Source organism: Vibrio sp. 10N.222.52.B7, from assembly GCF_041474275.1.
In the GTDB taxonomy this organism is placed as follows: Bacteria; Pseudomonadota; Gammaproteobacteria; order Enterobacterales; family Vibrionaceae; genus Vibrio; species Vibrio crassostreae_C.
Genome location: NZ_JBFRTU010000778.1, coordinates 1 through 272, shown reverse-complemented (window position 1 = coordinate 272; position 272 = coordinate 1). Strand labels below are relative to the sequence as shown.

Sequence of the window (272 nt, the reverse complement as noted above, 5' to 3'; positions counted from 1 at the left end):
ATACAAGTGATCCTTGAAGAAGTCACCGATAAAGTATTACTAGAAAGGGAATTACTGCATCGAGCGATGCATGATGACTTAACGCGTGTGTTCAATCGTCGTGCTATTTACGATTGGCTCAAGAAGCCGGTAAATCAGCATATGGAGATGTCATGTCTGTTGATTGATATTGATGACTTCAAATCGATTAACGATCGATTTGGGCATACAGTGGGTGACACGGTGATTAGGCACTTAGCAGACACAATTAAAGCTCACATTGAGTTGTTAGG

Annotated in this window: 1 protein-coding gene; it reads left to right on the top strand. The window is 41.2% G+C overall.

Features of this window, described 5'->3' with window-relative positions:
- Positions 1 to 272: GGDEF domain-containing protein (locus AB4512_RS25270; RefSeq protein ID WP_372176206.1), on the top strand; the 272-nt coding region annotated here is incomplete at both ends.